Annotated in this window: 17 protein-coding genes and 1 tRNA gene; 9 read left to right on the forward strand and 9 right to left on the reverse strand. The window is 67.5% G+C overall.

Translation table 11 applies throughout. The annotated features are described in order from the left end of the window. Positions 1-60: 60 nt before the first annotated feature. The gene (locus ABZ942_RS13635) at positions 61-708 is read right to left on the reverse strand and encodes a TetR/AcrR family transcriptional regulator (protein WP_357381564.1); all 648 of its coding nucleotides are present in this window, start codon (positions 706-708) and stop codon (positions 61-63) included. Positions 709-890: 182 nt separating this feature from the next. Further along, positions 891-1,505: a TetR/AcrR family transcriptional regulator gene (locus ABZ942_RS13640; RefSeq protein ID WP_051187212.1), complete on the reverse strand. Its 615-nt coding sequence runs from the start codon at positions 1,503-1,505 to the stop codon at positions 891-893. A gap of 262 nt (positions 1,506-1,767) precedes the next feature. Here ABZ942_RS13640 and ABZ942_RS13645 point away from each other — a divergent pair. The 6 genes from ABZ942_RS13645 (at position 1,768) to ABZ942_RS13670 (ending at position 6,577) form a co-directional block, all read left to right on the forward strand. After that, positions 1,768-1,838 (forward strand) — tRNA-Gln (locus ABZ942_RS13645). Between the two features lie 111 nt (positions 1,839-1,949). Continuing rightward, on the forward strand, positions 1,950-3,440 hold the full coding sequence (glmU, locus tag ABZ942_RS13650; protein ID WP_357381566.1) for a bifunctional UDP-N-acetylglucosamine diphosphorylase/glucosamine-1-phosphate N-acetyltransferase GlmU: 1,491 nt from the start codon (positions 1,950-1,952) through the stop codon (positions 3,438-3,440). Continuing rightward, positions 3,437-4,417, forward strand: a complete 981-nt coding sequence (locus tag ABZ942_RS13655) for a ribose-phosphate diphosphokinase (protein WP_357381568.1) — start codon at positions 3,437-3,439, stop codon at positions 4,415-4,417. The genes glmU and ABZ942_RS13655 overlap by 4 nt, the downstream gene beginning before the upstream one ends. A gap of 98 nt (positions 4,418-4,515) precedes the next feature. Continuing rightward, positions 4,516-4,776 carry a hypothetical protein gene (locus ABZ942_RS13660; protein WP_357381570.1) on the forward strand — a complete coding sequence of 87 codons (261 nt, stop codon included), beginning with the start codon at positions 4,516-4,518 and terminating at the stop codon, positions 4,774-4,776. A 166-nt stretch (positions 4,777-4,942) separates the two neighbouring features. Then, a complete protein-coding gene (locus ABZ942_RS13665) occupies positions 4,943-5,887 on the forward strand; it encodes a hypothetical protein (RefSeq protein ID WP_357381572.1) in 945 nt (314 codons plus the stop codon). Between the two features lie 27 nt (positions 5,888-5,914). After that, positions 5,915-6,577 (forward strand): DUF2461 domain-containing protein, encoded by a 663-nt coding sequence (locus ABZ942_RS13670; protein ID WP_357381574.1) that lies wholly within the window; start codon positions 5,915-5,917, stop codon positions 6,575-6,577. On the opposite strand, the gene egtD is transcribed toward ABZ942_RS13670, so the two are convergent. The 4 genes from egtD to egtA form a co-directional block, all read right to left on the reverse strand. Continuing rightward, positions 6,574-7,545, reverse strand: coding sequence for an L-histidine N(alpha)-methyltransferase (gene egtD / locus ABZ942_RS13675; RefSeq protein ID WP_357381575.1), 972 nt, complete (start codon positions 7,543-7,545; stop codon positions 6,574-6,576). The two genes, ABZ942_RS13670 and egtD, sit on opposite strands and share 4 nt — an antisense overlap. Next, complete coding sequence (egtC, locus tag ABZ942_RS13680; protein WP_357381577.1) at positions 7,542-8,432, reverse strand: ergothioneine biosynthesis protein EgtC; 891 nt, start codon at positions 8,430-8,432, stop codon at positions 7,542-7,544. Before egtC ends, egtD begins: the two co-directional genes overlap by 4 nt. A 76-nt stretch (positions 8,433-8,508) precedes the next feature. Further along, a complete protein-coding gene (egtB, locus tag ABZ942_RS13685; RefSeq protein WP_357381579.1) occupies positions 8,509-9,855 on the reverse strand; it encodes an ergothioneine biosynthesis protein EgtB in 1,347 nt (448 codons plus the stop codon). A gap of 127 nt (positions 9,856-9,982) precedes the next feature. Beyond that, on the reverse strand, positions 9,983-11,332 hold the full coding sequence (gene egtA / locus ABZ942_RS13690; RefSeq protein ID WP_357381581.1) for an ergothioneine biosynthesis glutamate--cysteine ligase EgtA: 1,350 nt from the start codon (positions 11,330-11,332) through the stop codon (positions 9,983-9,985). Between the two features lie 203 nt (positions 11,333-11,535). Here egtA and ABZ942_RS13695 point away from each other — a divergent pair, with 203 nt between their 5' ends. Then, positions 11,536-12,720, forward strand: a complete 1,185-nt coding sequence (locus tag ABZ942_RS13695) for an aminotransferase class V-fold PLP-dependent enzyme (RefSeq protein ID WP_357381582.1) — start codon at positions 11,536-11,538, stop codon at positions 12,718-12,720. A 149-nt stretch (positions 12,721-12,869) separates the two neighbouring features. Here ABZ942_RS13695 and ABZ942_RS13700 read toward each other — a convergent pair whose 3' ends face one another. Continuing rightward, complete coding sequence (locus ABZ942_RS13700; RefSeq protein WP_357381584.1) at positions 12,870-13,424, reverse strand: TetR/AcrR family transcriptional regulator; 555 nt, start codon at positions 13,422-13,424, stop codon at positions 12,870-12,872. A gap of 234 nt (positions 13,425-13,658) precedes the next feature. On the opposite strand from ABZ942_RS13700, the gene ABZ942_RS13705 reads away from it, so the two are divergent. Further along, positions 13,659-14,312, forward strand: a complete 654-nt coding sequence (locus ABZ942_RS13705) for a lysophospholipid acyltransferase family protein (RefSeq protein ID WP_357381586.1) — start codon at positions 13,659-13,661, stop codon at positions 14,310-14,312. 136 nt (positions 14,313-14,448) lie between these two features. After that, positions 14,449-16,095: a fatty acyl-AMP ligase gene (locus ABZ942_RS13710; protein WP_357381587.1), complete on the forward strand. Its 1,647-nt coding sequence runs from the start codon at positions 14,449-14,451 to the stop codon at positions 16,093-16,095. A gap of 109 nt (positions 16,096-16,204) precedes the next feature. Here ABZ942_RS13710 and pth read toward each other — a convergent pair whose 3' ends face one another. After that, on the reverse strand, positions 16,205-16,786 hold the full coding sequence (pth, locus tag ABZ942_RS13715; protein ID WP_357381589.1) for an aminoacyl-tRNA hydrolase: 582 nt from the start codon (positions 16,784-16,786) through the stop codon (positions 16,205-16,207). Between the two features lie 22 nt (positions 16,787-16,808). Continuing rightward, positions 16,809-17,417, reverse strand: coding sequence for a 50S ribosomal protein L25/general stress protein Ctc (locus ABZ942_RS13720; RefSeq protein ID WP_357381591.1), 609 nt, complete (start codon positions 17,415-17,417; stop codon positions 16,809-16,811). Between the last annotated feature and the right edge of the window lie 103 nt (positions 17,418-17,520).

The raw sequence follows: 17,520 nt of genomic DNA on the forward strand, positions 1-17,520 counted from the left end.
GGTATTTCGAGCAACAGGCAGGAGTCTAGTCAGTGCCGCCGACACATCGAGCTGAGGCTGCTAGGGCACGTAGCGACGCAGGCGCCTTGCTGCGAACTCGCGGAAGTAGGCGAGCTTCTCACCGGGCACGATCGACGGGAGCAGGAAGTACCAGACGCGTTCCATCCGGGTCGCCATCTGATCTATCGACTCGGTGCCGACGGCGATGATGTGCACGCCCGCGGTCATCTCCTGCAGCAGCATGCCGATCACGTCGGCATCGAGCTCGGGCTGCAAATCGCCTTGGGCGATAGCCCTTTCGGAGAGCACGCGGTAGGTGTCGCCCCACGTCTTGGCGATGTTGTCGCCCTGCGCGCCGCGGTAGTCACCGATCTGATGGGTCAGCTTGAGCATCGCGCCGACCATCGGATCGTTCATGGATAGGTCGGCCACGACATAGGTGATGCCGATGCACGCCTCGAGCGCGGGCACCCGGGGATCGAAGAAGCCCTGACACGAGCTGATCAACCGCTCGTTGCCCTGGTCGACGACCGCGCGCGCCAGCTCTTCCTTCGAGCCGAAGTGAAAGTACAAGGCGCCCTTGGTCACATTGGACTGCGCGATGATCTCGCTCAGACTCGCGTTCGCGTAACCCAAGCGCAGAAAGACATCGGCAGCGCCCGCAAGAACGGAGTCGCGGGTGATCTCCGCGCGCGCTTGCCTAGCCATCAGATCCGCCTGTCATCCTAAAAACCAGCCATCCTGAAGTAGACCGACATCACGAAGTAGACCGACTTACCGCCCGAACAGCACCCAAAGGATGGGTGAACCGTACCACCAGGCGGGCCCTCGGCAGTCAATTCGAGCATTCGACTGGACCCACTTCGCAATTCGCTGGTTAACAACCTTGGTCACTCCTCGATACCGGCGCGCCACTCCGAGCTGAGATGCGGGTCGGCCTCCAGATGGCTCAACCCGTTCCAGCACAGATTCACCAAATGCACGGCGACAACCTCTTTCGACGGTTTGCGTTCGTCCAGCCACCAGGTGGCGGCGGTGGCGACCTGCCCGACCAACGCCTGGGCATAGAGGGTGGCGAGGCTGGTGTCGAAACCGCGGCGCTCGAAGTCACCGGCGAGAATGTGCGCGACCTGGTTCACGGCCTCGTTGAGCAGGCTGGAGTAGCGGCCCTCGGCATTGCCCGCAGGCTGATCGCGCACCAGGATGCGGAAGCCGTCGGTGCGCTCCTCGATGTAGGTCAGCAGCGCGAGCGCGACCTGTTCGAGCCGCACCCGCGATCGGTTCTGGGTGAGTGAGGACACGATCATGTCGAGCAGCATCGACATCTCGCGATCGACGACGACCGCGTACAGCCCCTCTTTGCCGCCGAAGTGTTCGTACACCACAGGTTTGGAGACTTGGGCCCGCTGCGCGATCTCCTCGATGGAGGTGGCGTCGTATCCGCGCTCGGCGAACAGTGCGCGACCGATCTCGATGAGCTGCTGTCGCCGCTGGGTACCGGTCATCCGTGGACGCGACACTTTGGGCGGTTCGCTAGTCGACATCAGTTCCGCCTCCCTTCGCCACACGACCGTCCAGTGCCTTAACTGTTCCAGACAGCCCGCCGGATTGCCCCGTCAACCCCGGGCGCGCCTTCGATCAACTCCGGCCCCGACGGTCTCAACGCTCCAACTACCGGCAAGAATCGCGGAGAGGCATGGGTGTATGCGAGGATCTTTCCCGTGCCGTGGCACAGCGGCGGGTGTTCCCGATCCGCCGATGTGACAATCCGCCGTGGTGTAATGGCAGCACCTCTGATTTTGGTTCAGATAGTTCAGGTTCGAGTCCTGGCGGCGGAGCTCGGCAGCACGATGACCTGTCGTTGGCCCGCACATCTGCGCCCAGCACAGCAGACCCCAGCACGATGAGCAGAGCCCAGCAGCATGATGACAGGCAGCCGAGGGAGATCCATGCCACAGCAGACCGCCGTCGTCGTTCTCGCAGCCGGTGCCGGGACGCGAATGCGGTCGAAGACCCCCAAAGTGCTGCATTCGCTGGCCGGTCGAAGCATGCTCGCACACGCGCTGCATGCGGCGAACGAGATCGACCCCGCATACCTGATCACCGTGGTCGGCCACGACCGCGAACAGGTCGGCGCCGCAGTCAACGCGGTGGCCACCGACCTCGGCCGTGACATCACTCCGGCCATCCAAGAAGAACAGCTCGGTACCGGTCACGCCGTGCAGTGCGCATTGGCCGCGTTGCCCGTCGGATTCACCGGCGACCTGCTCGTCACCTCCGCCGACGTGCCGCTGCTCGACGGGCACACGCTGTCCGCGCTGCTCGACGAGCACCGCTCGTACGCCGAACGGTCCGCGGTGACGGTGTTGACGTTCGTGCCCGACGACCCGAACGGCTACGGCCGCATCGTCCGCGATGCCGACCGCCAGGTGGTCGAGATCGTCGAGCACGCCGACGCCACCCCGGCACAGTCGGCGATCACCGAGGTCAACTCGGGTGTGTACGCGTTCGACGTGAACGTGCTGCGCACCATGATCAGCCGGTTGTCCACCGCGAACGCCCAGCACGAGCTGTATCTGACCGACGTGCTGCGGCTGGCCCGCGAGGCCGGGCATCCCGTGCACGGCGCCCGCCTGGTCGACGCGGCCAAGGTCACCGGCGTGAACGACCGGGTCCAGCTGGCCAACGCGACGAGCAGGCTCAACCGCTACATCCTGGAACGGCACATGCGCGCCGGTGTGACGATCATCGACCCGGCCTCCACCTGGGTGGACGTGAGCGTGCGGATCAGCAGGGACGCGGTGCTGCGCCCCGGCGTCCAGCTGCTCGGCGACACCGTGATCGGCGAGGACGCCGAGATCGGGCCGGACAGCACGTTGACCGATGTGGTCGTCGGCGACGGCGCCCGGGTCATCCGCACGCACGGCGAGGGCGCGATGATCGGCCCCGGCGCGACCATCGGCCCGTTCAGCTACCTACGCCCCGGCACCGTGGTCGGCAATTCCGGCAAGCTCGGCGCCTTCGTGGAAACGAAGAACGCCTCGATCGGCGCGCACTCCAAGGTGCCGCACCTGACCTACGTGGGCGACGCCACCATCGGCGAGTACAGCAACATCGGCGCTTCAAGCGTTTTCGTGAACTACGACGGAGTGACCAAGCATCACACCACTGTCGGCTCGCATGTGCGAACAGGAAGCGACACGATGTTTGTCGCACCGGTAACGGTGGGTGACGGCGCGTATACGGCGGCGGGTACTGTACTGCGCAGAAGCGTTCCGCCCGGGGCACTCGCAGTTTCCGGCGGGCCGCAGAAGAACATCGAGGGCTGGGTGCAACGTCACCGTCCTGGAACGGCCGCGGCGCGCGCGGCGGCAGAAGCCAACGCCGCCAAAGAGAACTCCGGTCAGGCAATCGAGCAAAAGGATGGCAAACAGCAGTGACCGCGTCATGGATCGACAACCAGAAGAACCTGATGCTCTTCTCGGGACGCGCTCATCCTGAGCTGGCCGAACAGGTCGCCAAGGAACTCGACGTCCACGTCACGCCGCAGACCGCACGCGACTTCGCCAACGGCGAGATCTTCGTCCGGTTCGAGGAGTCGGTCCGCGGCTCCGACGCGTTCGTGCTGCAGAGCTTCCCCGCGCCGCTGAACCAGTGGCTGATGGAACAGCTCATCATGATCGACGCGCTCAAGCGCGGTTCGGCCAAGCGGATCACCGCCGTGCTGCCGTTCTACCCCTACGCCCGCCAGGACAAGAAGCACCGCGGCCGTGAGCCGATCTCGGCTCGCCTGGTCGCCGACCTGCTGAAGACCGCGGGCGCGGACCGCATCATCACCGTCGACCTGCACACCGATCAGATCCAGGGCTTCTTCGACGGCCCGGTCGATCACATGCACGCGCAGCTGCAGCTCGCCGAGTACATCCGCACCAACTACACCCTCGACCACATCACCGTGGTCTCCCCCGACTCGGGCCGCGTGCGCGTCGCCGAGAAGTGGGCCGACTCGCTCGGCGGCTCGCCGCTGGCGTTCATCCACAAGACCCGCGATCCCCTGGTGCCCAACCAGATCAAGGCGAACCGCGTGGTCGGCGATGTCGAGGGCCGCACCTGCATCCTGATCGACGACATGATCGACACCGGTGGCACCATCGCCGGCGCGGTCAAGGTGCTCAAGGACGCCGGCGCGGGCGACGTGGTCATCGCCGCGACGCACGGCGTGCTCAGCGACCCGGCCGCGGAGCGGCTCGCCGCCTGCGGTGCCAAGGAAGTTGTGGTCACGAACACGCTGCCGATCACCGAAGAGAAGAAGTTCGCGCAGCTGACGGTGCTGTCCATCGCCCCGCTGCTGGCTCGCACGATCCGCGAGGTCTTCGAGAACGGCTCGGTCACCGGCCTTTTCAACGGCAACGCATAGGTTTTTACCGCGAGATGGCGGCTCGGACTTCGGTCCGGGCCGCCATTTCTTTGCGTCTGCTCCGTTAGTTGTGGCGATACGCGGGGATACTGAGGGGTATGGACCGTGAATCGCTGGACACAGACATGGGAGACGACGACCAAGCCGACGAGATCCGCGCCTACGAGCGCAATATCGAGGATCCGCCGGACGACCTGCGCATTCGCTATCACGAGAACGACGATGACGGCAGGCTCGGCATCGCGGACGAGCTGGCGCAGGAGTCGACGCCGCGTGAACAGCGCGCCGAGAAGGCCCAGGACGACGCGCGGCCCGCCGAGGTGGTGGCCATGGACATCGTGGACGACACCGACCTCTGAACGCCCGGTCGATGCCTGACGGCGCCACCTAGCGCAATCGGCTATGACACGACGACCGTCGTGGTACGCATAACGGACAAGCCGGACGCAGTCCGTCCGCTGCGCGCGGACGACCGCACCGGCGGCGGTACGCAGAGGTGGCGACCGGACGACACGAGGAGGCGCGATGAGCACGCCGCAGGATCCGAAACCCACCGGCGGTACACCGGAGCCGGTGGAATCCGCGTCGTCGAGCGCGTCCAGGGCGGCAGAGCCCGCGAAAGCGGCGGATGCTGCCCCCTCGTTGTCGAAAAACGTTGGTGCGGCAGAACCTTCGAGTGAGCCGTATGCCGCGCCACCGCCCTCGGCGGGTGAGTGGTGGCAGCCGACCGACGCGCCCGCCGGGCCGCTGGGTGGACAAGCACAGCCATCGGGCGGCGGTCCTGCCGGGCCATCGAGTAACCAGCCCTCGTCAGGCGACGGACCGGCTGGGCCACAGAGCAATCAGCCATCGTGGGGCTCCGGACCCGCTGGACCGTCCAGCGGGCAACCGGCTTGGGATTCGGGACCTGCTGGGCCACCCAGCAGTCAGCCTTCGTCGGGTGGCGGCCCCGCCGGGCCCGCCGGTAGCCAGTCGACTTGGGGTGCGAATCCATCACAGCAAGGTTGGGATGCGCCGACCGGTCAGCAGCAATGGGGTGCGCAACAGCATCCACAGGGGCAGCCGCAATACCCGCAATATCCGGGGAGCGGCCAGCCGCAGAATTCCGGCGGCACACCGCAGTACCCGCAGGGCGGGGTCTACAACTATCCGCCCGCCGGTGGCTACAGCCAGCAGCAGAATCCACAGCCCGGCGGCTACGGCACGTACCCGCCACAGTCGTACGAGCCCTACAGCACACCACCGCAGAACTCCGGCACCCAGGTGTTCTCGATCATCGGTTTCGTCTGCGCGGTGATCGCGGTGTTGTTCTGCCCCATCCTGTTCGGTCCCGCGGGCATCGTGCTCGGCATCGTCGGCCACAACAAGGGCGAGTCGCTCGGCAAGTGGGCCGCGATCGCCTCCGGCGTCACCATGATCATCGGCTTCCTGGTGGGGTTCCTTGTCTTCAACGGAGACCTGAGAACGTAGATTGCTCTGTATGAGCGAGGCACAATCATGACCAAGTTCAGCGGCTTTCCGCTGGCGGGGCTGGATTTCTACGAGGATCTCGAGGCCGACAACTCGAAGATGTTCTGGACCGCGCACAAGGATGTGTACGAGTCGGCGGTGAAGGCGCCGATGCTCGCGCTGACCGCCGAGCTGGAGCCGGATTTCGGTGCGGCCAAGATCTTCCGGCCGTATCGCGACGTGCGGTTTTCCAAGGACAAGACGCCGTACAAGAATCACCAGGGCGCGTACGTGTCCGTTGCGCCGAGCACCGGCTGGTATGTGCAGGTCGGCGCTGCGGGACTGTATGTCGCGGGCGGTTTCTACGGCGGTTCGTCCGAGCAGATCGCCCAGCTGCGCGCCACCATCGACCACGACGTGCGCGGCCCGGAGCTGGTGGCAATTCTGGCGAAGCTGCGCAAAGCGGGTTACACGATCGGCGGGGAGCAGCTCAAGACCAAGCCGAAGGGTTACGACGCCGACCATCCGCGCATCGACCTGCTCCGGCACAAGGCCCTGGTCTGCAACAAGGAAATCGGCGCACCGCCGTGGCTGGACAAACCACGGGCCGCCAAGGAGATCCGCACCGCCTGGGAGACGATGCGGCCCCTGGTCGACTGGCTCGGCGCGGTGGTGACCGGCGCGACTACCCGATCACCGCTGCTCGCCTAGTCCCGCGCGGCAAGGACGAGTGCGAAGCGGTTGTCCGGATCGGTCCACACCTCCTCGGTGCTGAACCCGGCGGCGGACAGTTCCGCGTTCAGTCCTTCGACGCGAAACTTGGCGGAGATCTCGGTGCGCATCTGCTCGCCCGCGGCGAACTCCACGGTGAGATCGAGGTCACGAACCTGGACGGTCATGGCTTCGGTTGCCGCCAAACGCATTTCGATCCACTCGTGCTCGGCGTCCCAGCGCGCGATGTGCTCGAACTTCTCCGGCGCGAAGTCGGCGTCGAGGCGAGAGTTCAACACGTGCAGCACATTCCGATTGAACTCGGCGGTGACACCGGCCGCGTCGTCGTAGGCGGGCACCAGCACGGCCGGATCGATGACCAGCCCCGCACCGAGCAACAGTTGCTCGCCCGGTTCCAACACCTCGTAGATGCCGGCGAGGAATTCGGCGCGTTCGGCGGGAACCAGGTTGCCGATGGTGCCGCCGAGGAAGGCGATCATCCGGCGGCCGCCGCCGGGCAGGTTGTGCAGGGTGTCGGTGAAATCGCTGACCACACCGTGCACGGCCAGGCCGGGGAACTCGGCCGCGATCTCGTCCGCGGCGGCACGCAGCGCCGAGGACGAGACATCCTGCGGCACATAGGTCTTCAGCGGTCCCTCGGCGGTCAGCGCGGACAGCAGCAGCCTGGTCTTGGCGGCCGAGCCCGCGCCGAGCTCGACCAGCACCTCGGCCTGCGCGACCCGGGCGATCTCGCCGACCACGCGCTCCAGCAGCGCGCGTTCGGTGCGCGTCGGGTAGTACTCGGGCAGCTCGGTGATCTGCTCGAACAGTTCGCTGCCGCGGGCGTCGTAGAACCACTTGGGCGGCAGCCACTTCGGGTCGGCGGTGAGGCCGAGCCTGGCATCAGCGCGCAATGCCGAGGTGAGATCGTCGTCGGATAGGTGGATCTCCAGCGTCGGTGCGGTCATCGTGAGGCGCCTTTCGTGCTGTCGGGCAGCGGATCGATGGTGAGCTTGCCTGGACGGGCGACGACCAGGCTGCGGTCGGGGATCGACTGCCAGTTCGGGTCGTCGTCATAGGGTTCGGAGGCGAGCACGGCGAAGGTGTCGGTGACCAACGCCGACAAGGCGTGGTGCACCGTTGTGGCCCAGAGGGTTTCGCCGTCGCCGAGCAGGAAATTGAGGCGTGCGGCCGGTGCGTGTTTCAGCACACCGGACGCCAGCAGGCCGAGGGCGGTGCCTGGGGAATCGACGAAACCGTCCGGCGACACCGCAGAGAGCAACTGCCGCAACAGCACCCAGAGCGTCGCGGCGTCGGTGGGCGATTCGGCTTCGAGTAGCTGGATCGTCTCGAAGAGTCTGGTCGCGCCGAATCGGGTGGCGGCGTTGTCCAAGTCCGACGACGTCGCGGTGATGACGTTGCGCCAGTTCGGCACCGAGCCGTTGTGGCTGAAGGCCCACTGGGCGCTGGTGAACGGCGCGCACGCGGCCCGCTCGACCGGCATGCCGACGGTGGCGGACCGGATCGAGCCGAGCACGGCGGTCGAATGCAGTTGCGTCAGTACCTCTTCCACCGCGGGGTCGGTCCAGATGGGGGCGGAGTTGCGGTACCGGCTGGCGATCACGGTGCTGGCTGTCGCGGCATCACCGAGCGGTTCGCCGGCGGCCGACGGGGGCTGACTGTCGGCCTGCTCGACAGCCCGCCACCAAGCGACACCGAATCCGTCGGCGTTGATCGTGCCGCCGCCGCGCATGTCTCGCGGTGCCCAGGACTGGGTCCGCAGCGAATGCGTACCGGCGGTGAGCATCTCACCGACGCGCACCGCCGGACCCACATAACCGAGATGTCTGCACATCAGCGCCTGCCTCCTGCCGCGATGCCGAACCGGTTGGGTCCCGCCGTGTGGATCGACGCGAAAGGAGCCGTCGCGCTCACTCGCCCTCCCCCGGCCGCAGGTCCCTGGCGAGCCGGAAGCCCGAGAAGATCTGCCGCCGGATCGGATGGTCCCAGTTGCGGAAGGTGCTGCGGCAGGCGACCGGGTCGGTGCCGAAGGAGCCGCCGCGCAGGACGCGATAGTCGCCGCCGAAGAAGACCTCGGAGTACTCCTTGTACGGGAAGGCGCGGAAGCCCGGGTACGGCTCGAAACCCGAGGCGGTCCACTCCCAGACGTCACCGATGAGCTGGTGCACACCGGCCGGGGACGCGCCCGCCGGATAGGCGCCGACGTCGGCCGGTTCCAGGTGGCGCTGGCCGAGATTCGCGGTGGCGGCGTCGGGTTCGGCGTCGCCCCACGGGTATCGGCGGGCGGCGCCGGTGGCCGGGTCGTGCCGCGCGGCCTTCTCCCACTCGGCCTCGGTGGGCAGTCGCTTGCCCGCCCAGTTCGCGAACGCCTCGGCCTCGAACCAGCACAGGTGCACCACCGGCTGGTGCGGGCGCAGCGGGGTGAGCACGCCGAAGACGCGCCGCCACCAGTGCCCGGCGGGGTCGCGCTCCCAGAATTGCGGCGCGACCAGGCCCGCCTCCTGCCGGTGCGCCCAACCGCGGTCGGACCACAGCTCGGGGCGGTCGTAGCCGCCGTCGTCGATGAAGGCGAGGTACTGCTCGTTGGTCACCGGCGCGGCGTCGATCGCGAAGCCGGACAACCGAACTCGGTGCGCGGGGCGCTCGTTGTCCAGCGCCCACGGCTCGGTGGACGTGCCCATCGTGAATTCGCCTGCGGGAATGACGACTTCGCCGGTGACGGGCGCGGCCACGGTCGCAACGGCGAGCGCCGTCAGTACCGCGGCGCCGGTGCGCAGCTGGTGGGTGGCCAGCATGGTCTCGTCGTGCTGCTGCTCGTGCTGGGCGATCATGCCGAACGCGAACCCGCCGTCGACCAGCGGCGAGCCGCGTAAGTCGCTGCGGTCCAGCACATCCCACACCTTGTCGCGGACGGTGCCGACGTAGCCCCTGGCCTGGGTCGGGTCGAGCAACGGCAGCGCGGGACGGTTCGAGCGGGCGTGCTTGAACGCGTCGTACAGCTCGTCGATGTCGGCGCGCACCGCCTCGCGGCCGCCGACATCGCGGACCAGCCACAGCTCTTCCTGATTGCCGATGTGCGCGAGATCCCACACCAGCGGGCTCATCAGCCGCGAATGCTGCGCGACCAGCTCGGCTTCGTCGATGCAGTCGGTCAGGGTGAGCGTGCGCTGCCTGGCGCGCGTGAGCACTTCGGCGATCTGCTCACGTAATTGCTCGGTGTCGGAATTATCCGTGGCGGGCGGATGGTGAATGGTCACGATAGGTCTCCGGTGTTGGTTTCTGTCGGCTTCGGCGCAGCTCGGAACGCCGGGTCGGATCGGCAATGCGGGCAGGCTCGTGGCACGACTGGACGCTCGTGCACGACCCCGTCTCGCGGCAGGTCGGTCACGAGGCGACTCCGGAACCGCCCGCCCCGGCACCGCCCGCGGCGGATTCCGCCACGGGTCCCTGGCCGCCGCGACATCGCTCGACGGCGGATTCGATCTCCCTGGCGGCCTCCGCCGATGCCGCGTTGGCCGCGGCCAGGCTGAGCAGTTCGACCGCGACGGCCCGGATCTCCAGATCGGCCAGGCCGTGGCGCGCGGCGTCGAGCCAATGCCCGGCCAGTGGCGCGGCGATGGCGATCGCCTCGGCCACCACGGTGCGGCTGGACATGAGCGCGTCCAGGACGTGGATCGGGACGGTCCAGCTGTCGCCGGGCTGGGCGTCGATGTAGCGGACCTCCAGATACCCGGACGCGCGGACCGGTGGGAACAGTGTGGTCAGGTGATAGTCGAGGTCGTTGCGATCGGGCCTGCGGCCGACCTCGTCGTCCAAGGCGCCGGAGAGCCAGTCCGCGAAGGTCGCGCCCGGCGGCGGGGACCAGCCGGTGTCGGCACCGTGACCGTTCGCGCTCGGCCCATCACCGTCCGGTCTTCGCACACACAACAGCGGCACGTCGAGCGCCCACCTGCTGTAACCGACGATCGGATCCGCCCAGTCCATCAGCGGCGGCCGGGTCCTGGCGTTGTCGAGGCGCAGCCAGGCCCGCATCCGCTGGGAGGCCCAGTCGCCCGCCGGTGCCCCGCGCAGGGCGGGCGAGCAGGCGAAGGCGGCGAGCATGGCCGGGCCGATGGCGTACAACGCGGTCCACCGGGCGGCGACATCGGCGCGGTCGGCCCCCGCATCGACGCTGACCTGGGTCGCGGCGGTATTGCACATCATGAGTTTGCCGAACGGGCCGATGCCGGCGAAGGTCTGTTCCATGGCGCGATAGCGCGGCAGCTGGAGCAGCCGCTTGGGGCGGCGGTCCGCGTCGGCGGCGGCGGAAACGGTTCGGATGGACCGGGATTGGAGAAGTTCCCGCAAGAGGCGGGCATCGTCGCGGAGCGAGGTACTCAGCTGCGCGGCATCAGCGAATGGTGCGCTGGATAGTTCGATCTGACCGCCGGGTTCGATGGTGACCCGGCTGCCCCCTGGTAACGGCTCTTCCGGAGAATCGGGGGCGATGGACCGTGGTGCGTAAGGTCCGAGGGCATCCGCAAGAGCAGTCAATTGCGGACGCGGGGCGGCCGAGGGGCCTGACGCCTGACACTCACCCTGCACGGTGAGCCATTCGAGCTCGGCGCCGATCAGCGTGGGTGGTCCCTGCTTGAAGCAGACACCTCCGATATACGCCTCGGCGGCGGCTCGCGAGTTGAGCTCTCCATCGTGGATTACCCGACTGACCAGCTCTGATTCCAGCGTGACCGCCATGCCAACCTCCGTTGTGCGTCCGAGTTGCTGTGGTTTCGTGTCCGCTGTTGATCTGTAACCACCGCGTGGCCGTGCTGTGTTCCGCTCGCGGCGATCCATCCAGAGTAGCGAGCGGCACCGACAAGAAATCGACAAGAATCCGAACTGGGGACCAGCCGGGGACGGCCGGACTCGGCCCGGCGCTGCCCGTTAAAGTCGCAATCATGCTGGATGAAGCGCGTGTCCGAGCCGACACTCCGGGTTGTGCGTCCAGTGACGCGCCGGGTTCGGTATTCCTCGACAGTGCCGGGTCGTCACTCCCGCCACAGGTAGTCCTCGACACCACCATCGACCATTTGCGACGCGAGGCCGCGATCGGCGGCTACCGCGCCGCGAACGAACGCCTCGACGATCTCGCCGCGGTGAAGACCGCGATCGGCAGGCTCATCAACGCGGCGCCGACCAGCATCGCGTTGAGCGACAGCGCAACTCGTTCGTGGGCCGATTTCTTCTACTCGATTCCGCTGGCCGAGGGCGACCGCGTGCTGATCTCCGGGTCGGACTACGCGAGCAACGCCATCGCGGCGCTGCAGCGGGCCCGCGCCACCGGGGCGACGGTCGAGCAGATCCCGAGCGACGACACCGGGCAGCTCGATCTCGACGCGCTGACCGCCATGGTCGACGAGCGGGTCAAGCTGGTTTCGCTGCTGCACGCGCCTACCAACGGCGGCCTGGTGAACCCGGCGGCCGAGGCCACCCGGATCGCGCATTCGGTGGGCGCGCTGGTGTTGCTGGACGCCTGCCAGTCGACCGGGCAGCTCGCAATCGACGTGGCCGAGCTCGATGTCGACGCGCTCTCGGCCACCGGCCGCAAGTGGCTGCGCGGACCGCGCGGCACCGGATTCCTCTATGTCCGACCGGAATTGGCGCAATCCCTCGAACCGGGACGGCTCGATCTGCACGGCGCGGAATGGGTCGGCCCGGACGAATACCGCCTCGCCCCCGACGCCAGCCGCTTCGAGTTCTGGGAATGCGATGTGGCCGGACGCCTCGGCCTGGGCGCGGCCGTGCAGTACCTGCTCGACCTCGGGCCCGAGAACGTGTACGACGCCATCGCCGCCCGCGCCGAGCACCTACGCAAGGCGCTCCCTGGAATCCCCGGAGTGACGGTGCGCGACAACGGCATTCGACATAGCGGCATCGTGTCCTTCACCGTCGACGGCCTCGAAGGCATCGCGGTGCGCGATCAGCTTGCCGCACAAGACATCACAGTGACGGTCAGCCACGCCGGCTCCACCCTGCTGGACATGACCGGCCGCGGCCTGAGTTCGGTAGTCCGAGCCTCACCACACTGCTTCGTAAGCTTCGACGACCTCAACCGATTCATCGCCGCCGTCGCCAACCTATAACCATCCCTCCACCGACGCCCCCCAGACCCATGTCAGTGAAGATCTGCACTCTGTCTCGGGATCTGCACTCGGAATAGGGCCCTAAAGCCAGTGCCGATCCCGAGTGAGAGTGCGGATTTCGTTGCCCGCGTGGCTAGTTGGGTGGGCTTTCAGGTGAGGTGTAGTTCGAGTGCGCGGTTGAGCAGTGCGCGGATGTCGGTGTTGGGGGCGATCAAGCGCATACTGCGATTTGCCTGCAACGTCGCGATGCCGTGCAGGTTGGTCCACAGGGCGATCGCGCGCTCCGCCGGGGCTACCGAACCGTGCTGCGCGGCCTCGTCCACCAAGGCCGCGTATCGCGCGAACAGCGGCAGCGTGGTCGCCCGTAGATTCTCGCCGGAGCCTTCGAGTAGGTCGTGCCGGAACATCAGGGTGAACATCTCCGGCCGCTCACCGGCGAACTCGACGTATTCGACGCTCATGCGCGCCAGGCGATCTCGGGGCGATTCGTCATCGGGAGCGGCCGCGGCGAATCGGTCGATCAGGTCGACGAAGCCGCGCGCCGCGACGGCCGCCAGCAGCGCGCGATGGGTCGGGAAGTGCCTGCGCGGTGCCCCATGTGAGACACCGGCGGCCCTGGTGATGGCGCGAAGTCCCAATTGCGCCGCACCGACCTCTTCCAGCAGATCGACGGCCGCATCGACCAGGCGTTCCCGCAGCGGCACTGTTCCGCCTCTCCGTGTATTCAGGCCAGACTCGGGTGCCACGGCAGTGGCGTTGGCGACCGGCGGCACAGTGCGGATCGAGTTCGCCCGTCCCCGGTGAGTTACCCATGTCCTGACGAAATCAGTTGTCACGTCAGCAAACGACTTTCTCGAGACACTGTCTCATGCAGCGGTAGACAGTGTCTACTCCAGTGCTGTAGACAATGTCTACACATTCTTTTACGGGAGGTCTACGTGTGGTATCAGCTCTTCAAGTACGTGTTGCTCGGCCCGCTGTTGCGGGTGCTGGGCAGACCGGAAGTCGAAGGGCTCGACCATGTTCCGCGCACCGGGCCGGTGATCGTCGCGGCCAATCACCTCGCCGTGATCGACTCGCTGTACCTCGCGCTCGTGCTGCCGCGCCGGGTCACCTTCCTGGCCAAGCAGGAGTACTTCACCGGAACCGGCCTGCGCGGCCGCGGCAAGCGCTGGTTCTTCTCGGCGGCAGGCCAGGTGCCGGTCGACCGGACCGGCGGTAGCGCCGCGGCCGACGCGCTCGCCGCCGCCGGGCGCATCCTCGAGGCGGGTGGCGTCTGGGCCATCCATCCCGAGGGCACCCGCTCGCCGGATGGACGGATCTACCGCGGCCGCACCGGCACCCTGCGGGTCGCGATGGCGACCGGCGCCCCGGTGATCCCGGTCGTGCTCGCGGGCACCGACCGCGTCAACCCCCGTGGCAGTCGACTGCCCCGCTTCGGCAAGGTGCGGATCAGCTTCGGTACCCCGCGCTACTACCTGCCCGCCGAGCAGCATCAGGTCGCGCGCACGGCCACCGACGAGCTGATGCGCGAGCTCGCCGCCCGTTCCGGCCGTCACTACGTGGACCAGTACGCCACCACTTTCCGCTGAACTCCGGTGGCATAACCAATCCGCGACACTCCAGCAAACTCAGACACGCGGGAAAAGGGTTAACGCCACGCCGGAATGGCGGGATAGTTGATTCAGGTCGACAGGCGGCCCGCAGCTGGTGATGAGGGAGTTGACGTTGAGCAGGTTCACCGACGAGATGTATGCGACGGCGCGGGCGTCGACCCGGGGGCTGGTGACCGGCGAGCCGGACGCGCCCCGACGCCAGGGCTGGGGCGAGATCCATCGGATCGCCCGGCGGATGGCCGGCGGCCTCGCGGCGGCGGGTATCGGCCACGGTGACGCCGTCGGCGTGCTCGCCGGCCTGCCGGTCGATATCGCACCGGCCTGCCAGGCCATTTGGATGCGCGGCGCGTCGATCACCATGCTGCACCAGCCGACTCCGCGCACCGATCTCGTCGTCTGGGCTCGTGACACCGAAACCGTGCTGACCATGATCGAGGCGCGCGCGGTGGTGCTCGGCGCCCCGTTCGAGGCGGCCGAACCGCTGCTGCGCGAGCGCGGTATCACCGTGGTGCGGATCGACCAGCTGCACGACGGCGTGGATACCGACCCGGTGCCGACCGCCGAGGACGATATCGCCCTGCAGCAGTTGACCTCTGGCTCGACGGGGTCGCCCAAGGCGGTGCGGATCACCCACGGCAACTTCTTCGTCAACGCCTACGCCATGTTCGACCGGGTGAAGTTCCAGCTCGACGAGGACGTGATGGTCAGCTGGCTGCCACTGTTCCACGACATGGGCATGGTCGGATTCCTCAGTGTCCCCATGCAAATCGGCGCCGAGGTGGTGTGCGTGACGCCGATCGACTTCCTGATGCGCCCGTTGTTATGGGCTGAGCTGATCGCTAAGTATCGCGGAACCGTCACCGCCGCACCGAATTTCGCCTACTCACTGCTGGCCCGCCGACTGAAGCAGGCCGACGACGGCGCGTTCGATCTGAGCAGCGTCCGCTACATGTGGAACGGCGCGGAGCCGGTCGACCCGGATACCATGGAGACGTTGGCCGCCGCCGGAAAGCGCTTCGGGCTCAGCCCGATGGCGCTCACCCCGGTGTACGGCATGGCGGAAACCACACTGGCCGTGTCGATTCCGGATCCCGGCCTGGGCCAGGTGCTCGATGTCATCGATGCCGACCTGCTGGAGGCGCTCGGCAAGGCGGTGCCGGTGCCCGACCCGCACGGGCATCCCGGCAATATCCGCCGACTGCCCACCCTCGGTTACCTGGTCGATCATCTGGAGGGCCGGGTCGTCGACGCGGAGCGCCAGGAACTGCCGAGCCGATCCGTCGGCATCATCGAATTGCGCGGCCCGGCAGTCACTTCCGGCTACGTCACGGTAAACGGCTTCCGCCCCGCGCAGGACGACGCGGGCTGGCTCGACACCGGCGACATCGGCTATTTCACCGACGAGGGCCTGATCGTGGTGTGCGGCCGAATCAAGGACGTCATCATCATGGGCGGCCGCAACATCTACCCCACCGACATCGAGCGCGCCGCCACCCGGGTGACCGGCGTGCGGCCGGGCAACGCGGTGGCCGTGCGCCTGGACGCCGGGCAGAAACGGGAGAGTTTCGCGGTGGTGGTGGAGAGCAACGAATACCAGGATGCCGAGGCGGTCAAGCGAATCGAGCGCGAGATCGTGCACGCGGTGTTCTCCGAGGTGGGCTCCCGTCCCCGCACCGTGGCCGTGCTCGGTCCCGGCGCGCTGCCGAAGACCTCCTCCGGCAAGCTCCGGCGCGCCGCCACCGCCGTCCACCTGCGCTGAGCGGCGATCGATGAGCTGGCGCCGACCGTTCAGCCAAACCCGTTACAGCTTCCGCTGAACGGCGGCGCGCACTTCGAAAGGCATTGACAGCGCGTCGAATTCGCGACGATCAATGCACCCGGTTCTGCGCGGCTTCCAGCCCGACCCGGAGCAACAGCTCGACGGCGTCGGCGGCCTGCTCGACGATCACCGGTACCTCTTTGCGTTCCGGCGCCGCGAACGGCTTGAGCACATAGTCGGCGGGATCCTGCCGACCGGGCGGACGGCCGATGCCGATCCGGATGCGCAGGTAGTCCTTGGTGGTCAGCGCGCTGGAGATGGAGCGAAGGCCGTTGTGCCCGCCCTCGCCGCCGCCGCGCTTCAGCCGGATCTCGCCGAACTGCAGGTCGAGTTCGTCGTGCACGACGATCACCTCGGTCGGCGGCACGGAGAAGAACTTCGCCAGCGCGGCGACCGGGCGGCCGGACAGATTCATGAACGAGCGCGGCTTGGCGATCAGCACCTGGCGGCCGTCGAGGCGGGCCTGCAGCAGGTCGGCGCCGGACTTCTTGTGCACGGCAAAACGGCCGCCGACGCGCTCCGCGAGCACGTCGGCGACCAAAAACCCCACATTGTGCCGGGTCCGCTCGTATTCGGTTCCTGGGTTACCCAGTCCGACCACGAGCGCGGGCCCGGTGGTGGATTCGGTCATCGACAACCGATTCCGGTACTACTTACTCGGCGCTCTCGGCGGCGGCCTCGGCAGCCTCGGCGGCTTCCTCGGCCTCGGCCTCGGACTGCGGGGCGGCGATGATGTTGACGATCAGGGTCTCCGGATCGACGATCAGGGTGACGCCCTTGGGCAGCGTGAGCTGGCTGGCGTTGATCTGGGTGCCCGCCTCGATGCCCTCGACCGAGACCTCGATGGACTCCGGGATGCTCATCGCGTCGGACTCGATGGAGATGGTGGTGGCGTCCTGGGTGACCAGGGTGCCGGGGGCGGCGTCGCCGGTGATGATGACGTTCACATCGGCGGTGACCTTCTCGCCCTTCTTGATGATGAGCAGGTCGGCGTGCTCGATGTAGCGGCGAATCGGGTGCACGACAACGGATTTGGTGAGCGCGAGCTGCTTCTTGCCGTCGATGACGAGGCTGAGCACCGCGTTGGTGCCGTGCTCGCGCAGGATGGCGGAGAAGGCGCGGGCGTCGAGCGAGAGGTGCTGCGGGTCGGCCTGGTGGCCGTACAGCACGGCGGGAACGTTGCCCGCGCGACGGGTACGGCGGGCGGCACCCTTACCGAACTCGGTGCGTACGGCGGCTTCGAGAAGGTTGGCGTCGGACATGACTGGATCTACTCCCTACGGCTGTTCCGGGCTGTCAACAGTGCGCCAGGGTCTGTTTCCGCCCTGGCTAAGGTTGGTCTACTCGTCCGACGAAAGAACCAAC

The organism is Nocardia sp. NPDC046473 (assembly GCF_040645995.1).
GTDB lineage: Bacteria > Actinomycetota > Actinomycetes > Mycobacteriales > Mycobacteriaceae > Nocardia.

What these genes read in the sequence shown, in the direction of transcription:
- ABZ942_RS13635 (WP_357381564.1), bottom strand. Translation starts at nt 708, where the DNA reads ATGGCTAGGCAAGCGCGCGCGGAGATCACCCGCGACTCCGTTCTTGCG.
- ABZ942_RS13640 (WP_051187212.1), bottom strand. Translation starts at nt 1,505, where the DNA reads ATGACCGGTACCCAGCGGCGACAGCAGCTCATCGAGATCGGTCGCGCA.
- glmU (WP_357381566.1), top strand. Translation starts at nt 1,950, where the DNA reads ATGCCACAGCAGACCGCCGTCGTCGTTCTCGCAGCCGGTGCCGGGACG.
- ABZ942_RS13660 (WP_357381570.1), top strand. Translation starts at nt 4,516, where the DNA reads ATGGACCGTGAATCGCTGGACACAGACATGGGAGACGACGACCAAGCC.
- ABZ942_RS13665 (WP_357381572.1), top strand. Translation starts at nt 4,943, where the DNA reads ATGAGCACGCCGCAGGATCCGAAACCCACCGGCGGTACACCGGAGCCG.
- ABZ942_RS13670 (WP_357381574.1), top strand. Translation starts at nt 5,915, where the DNA reads ATGACCAAGTTCAGCGGCTTTCCGCTGGCGGGGCTGGATTTCTACGAG.
- egtD (WP_357381575.1), bottom strand. Translation starts at nt 7,545, where the DNA reads ATGACCGCACCGACGCTGGAGATCCACCTATCCGACGACGATCTCACC.
- egtC (WP_357381577.1), bottom strand. Translation starts at nt 8,432, where the DNA reads ATGTGCAGACATCTCGGTTATGTGGGTCCGGCGGTGCGCGTCGGTGAG.
- egtA (WP_357381581.1), bottom strand. Translation starts at nt 11,332, where the DNA reads ATGGCGGTCACGCTGGAATCAGAGCTGGTCAGTCGGGTAATCCACGAT.
- ABZ942_RS13695 (WP_357381582.1), top strand. Translation starts at nt 11,536, where the DNA reads ATGCTGGATGAAGCGCGTGTCCGAGCCGACACTCCGGGTTGTGCGTCC.
- pth (WP_357381589.1), bottom strand. Translation starts at nt 16,786, where the DNA reads ATGACCGAATCCACCACCGGGCCCGCGCTCGTGGTCGGACTGGGTAAC.
- ABZ942_RS13720 (WP_357381591.1), bottom strand. Translation starts at nt 17,417, where the DNA reads ATGTCCGACGCCAACCTTCTCGAAGCCGCCGTACGCACCGAGTTCGGT.